At 67.3% G+C, this 3,386-nt stretch carries 4 protein-coding genes and 1 tRNA gene; 2 read left to right on the forward strand and 3 right to left on the reverse strand.

Features of this window, described 5'->3' with window-relative positions; all coding sequences use genetic code 11:
* Nucleotides 1-61 precede the first annotated feature (61 nt).
* Nucleotides 62-142 (reverse strand) — tRNA-Tyr (locus A5789_RS19905).
* Between the two features lie 163 nt (nt 143-305).
* Here A5789_RS19905 and A5789_RS19910 point away from each other — a divergent pair.
* A complete protein-coding gene (locus tag A5789_RS19910) occupies nt 306-797 on the forward strand; it encodes a YajQ family cyclic di-GMP-binding protein (protein WP_030516272.1) in 492 nt (163 codons plus the stop codon).
* Here A5789_RS19910 and htpX read toward each other — a convergent pair.
* Nucleotides 794-1,672: a zinc metalloprotease HtpX gene (gene htpX / locus A5789_RS19915; RefSeq protein ID WP_063015380.1), complete on the reverse strand. Its 879-nt coding sequence runs from the start codon at nt 1,670-1,672 to the stop codon at nt 794-796. The two genes, A5789_RS19910 and htpX, sit on opposite strands and share 4 nt — an antisense overlap.
* A 124-nt stretch (nt 1,673-1,796) precedes the next feature.
* Nucleotides 1,797-2,819 (reverse strand): polyprenyl synthetase family protein, encoded by a 1,023-nt coding sequence (locus tag A5789_RS19920; RefSeq protein ID WP_064902450.1) that lies wholly within the window; start codon nt 2,817-2,819, stop codon nt 1,797-1,799.
* 375 nt (nt 2,820-3,194) lie between these two features.
* On the opposite strand from A5789_RS19920, the gene A5789_RS37930 reads away from it, so the two are divergent.
* The coding region (locus A5789_RS37930) for a hypothetical protein (protein WP_231956653.1) at nt 3,195-3,386 on the forward strand (192 nt) is incomplete at its 3' end.

The raw sequence follows: 3,386 nt of genomic DNA on the forward strand, positions 1-3,386 counted from the left end.
CCCACAAATCACCCTCGAACAAGAAGAGGGCCCTCCCCGATTAGGGAGGGCCCTGAGAGGGTGGCGGATGAAGGATTCGAACCTCCGAAGCTTGCGCGGCTGATTTACAGTCAGCTCCCTTTGGCCACTCGGGCAATCCGCCTTTCGCACTGTTGCCAGCGCGCAGAGCAGAATACAACGACCAGGGCGCCCGGATGCAAACCGGCTGGCCAGCGGGGGTGCCGTGACCGCTGCGCGGCGGCCGGGGTAGAAAGTTCCCTACCGGAGTTCCGGGTGAAATGTGAGCCGTCAGACAGGAGCGCAGCGTGGCCGATTCGTCATTCGATGTCGTCAGCAAGGTCGACCGGCAGGAGGTCGACAACGCCCTCAACCAGGCGGCCAAGGAGCTCAACACCCGCTACGACTTCCGCGGCACGGGTGCGAGCATCGAGTGGTCGGGTGAAGAGAAGATCGTGCTGTCGGCCGAATCCGAGGAACGGGTGAAGGCGGCGCTGGAGGTGTTCAAGGAGAAGCTGATCCGCCGCGACATCTCGCTGAAGGCCTTCGACGCGGGCGAGCCGGCGGCCTCCGGCAAGACCTACAAGATCACCGGAACCCTGGTCCAGGGCATCTCCCCGGAGAACGCGAAGAAGATCGCCAAGAAGATCCGCGACGAGGGCCCCAAGGGCGTGAAGGCGCAGATCCAGGGCGACGAACTGCGGGTCAGCGGTAAGAAGCGCGACGATCTGCAGGCCGTCATCGCCCTGCTCAAGGGTGCGGACCTGGACGTGGCCCTGCAGTTCGTCAACTACCGCTAGTACCTGCGGGGCCCGCCCGCCATGTGCTCGAGGCGCTGGATGCGTTCGCCCATGGGCGGGTGGGTGGAGAACCAGCGCGCCATCTTGTCGCCCGCCCGGAAGGGGTTGGCGATCATCAGGTGTGACTGCGCGGTCAGCTGCGGCTCGGGCGGCAGCGGCGCGGCCTGGGTGCCGCGTTCGAGTTTGCGCAGCGCCGAGGCCAGGGCCAGCGGGTCGCCGGTGAGTTCGGCGCCGTCCTGATCGGCCTGGTATTCGCGGGAGCGGGAGACGGCGAGTTTGATCAGGGTGGCGGCGATCGGGCCCAGCAGTGAGACCAACAACACGCCGAGGATGTTCGGGCCTTCACCGTCGCGGCTGCCGCCGCCGAACATGCTCGCGAAGAAGGCCAGGTTGGCGAGGCCGGAGATGACCGCGGCGAGGGCGCCGGCCACCGAGGAGATCAGGATGTCGCGGTTGTAGACATGCGACAGTTCGTGGCCGAGCACCGCGCGCAGTTCCCGTTCGTCGAGGATCTGCAGGATGCCGCTGGTACAGCACACCGCCGCATGGCGCGGGTTGCGACCGGTGGCGAACGCGTTGGGCGCGTTCGTCGGGCTGATGTACAGCCGCGGCATGGGCTGGCGCGCGGTGGTGGCCAGCTCGCGCACGATCTTGTACATCACGGGCGCTTCGAGTTCGGATACCGGCTGCGCGTGCATGGCCCGCAGGGCCAGCTTGTCGCTGCTGAAATAGGCGTAGGCGTTCATGCCCACGGCCAGCAGGATGGCGATGATCAGAATCGTGGGGCTGCGGAACATCGCACCTGCGAACACGATCAGTGCCGACAGGCCCACCATCAGCCCGAAGGTCTTCAAACCGTTCGCGTAACCATGCATGTCGGATCAACGATCGGCGGCGAACTCGGGTTCCGCCCGCGGTCCGGCTCTCCGCGCTGCGATATCGATCACACCAGCGCGAACCGGCTGTCCGGGCACCCCGTCGGCCGCCGCGACGGAAGGCTCAGCCGACCCGCTCGATGGTGTATCGGACCAGGCGTTCCAGCGCGTCGTTGGCCGGCTCCTGCGGCAGAGCCGAGAGTTCGGCGTGCGCGATATCGGCGTAGCCCTGCAGCTTCTGCTTGGCCAGCACCATGCCTCGCGAGCGCGAGAGCAGTTCCAGCGCCTCGGCGACCTCGTCGTCGGATTCCAGCGGCCGGGCCAGCAGCGTGCGCAGCCGGTCACCCTCGGCGCCCTCGTCGCGCAGCGCGTACAGCACCGGCAGGGTGTGCACACCCTCGCGCAGGTCGGTGCCTGGCGTCTTCCCGGACTGCTCGGATACCGAGGAGATGTCGATGATGTCGTCGGAGATCTGGAAAGCGGTGCCGACGGCGTCGCCCAGGCGTGCCAGCCGCTCGACGTCGTCGAGGCTCGCGCCGGAGAAGGTGCCGCCGAAGCGCCCCGACGCGGCGATCAGCGAGCCGGTCTTCTCCCACACCACCCGCAGATAGTGTTCGACCGGATCCTGAGATTTCTTGGCGCCCAAGGTTTCCCGCATCTGACCGGTGACCAGTTCGGCGAAGGTCTCGGCGATGATGCGCACCGCGTCCGGGCCGAGGGTGGACACCAGCCGGGAGGCGTGTGCGAAGAGGTAGTCGCCGGAGAGGATGGCGATGCTGTTGCCCCATCGGGAGTTCACACTGGGGGCGCCGCGGCGCATGGACGCCTCGTCCATCACGTCGTCGTGGTAGAGCGTGGCCAGATGCACCAGTTCCACCACCGTGCCGGCGGTGATCAGATCGGGGTCGGTCGGGCGCGGGCCGAGCTGGCCGGTGAGGATGGTGAACAGCGGCCGGAACCGCTTACCGCCGGCACGCGCCAGGTGCAGCGCGGCTTCCAGCAGGAAGTCCTCCCCATCGGAGAGCTCGCTGACCAGCAGCTTCTCCACCTCGTCGAGCCCGTTGCGCACGGTCGCCGCGAGCTCGGGATCGCCGAGATCGACCCCGGCAACCACGGTGCTTTCATCGCTCACAGCCGATGCACTCATGTCTTCTCCCAATGCCGCGTCCGTCCCCACACCGAAGAACCTAGCGTGTTGCCCTCCCCGCTCCCATGAACACCGTCACTCCGCCTGTGGCCTCCGCTTCGCTCCGGCGGGTTTTCGGCCCCTTGGGCCTCGATTTTTCCCTCCTCCGCTCAGTCGCTGCGCTCCCTCGCTCCGGCGGTCCGAAATCGAGGCGGGCCGAAAACTGGTTTGGAGCACCGTCCCGGAAGTGCATACCCAGAAGTCGGCAGCGGCTACCTGGTTCGACGGAATCTCTTCAGCGCTCACCCGGGTAGTGGTCTCCCGGCCCCTACCGATCGGCTCGGCCCAAAAGCCGCCCGAGCGAACCGGGAGCTGCACCTCTGCCACTATTGGGCTATGGGTTCAGCTCACGGCGGTTCGACAGCACCGGAACGGGAGGGCGGCACCGTCCTGCCCGAGCACGTCGAGGTGCTGGTGGTGGGTGCGGGACCGGCCGGTTCGGCGGCGGCGGCGTGGGCGTCGATACCGGGGAACCCGCGCGGATCGTCGAGGCGCACAAGGGGCTCGACGGTGGAAAATGTTCAACCT

It is taken from the genome of Nocardia sp. 852002-51101_SCH5132738, assembly GCF_001665695.1.
Classification (GTDB): Bacteria; Actinomycetota; Actinomycetes; order Mycobacteriales; family Mycobacteriaceae; genus Nocardia; species Nocardia nova.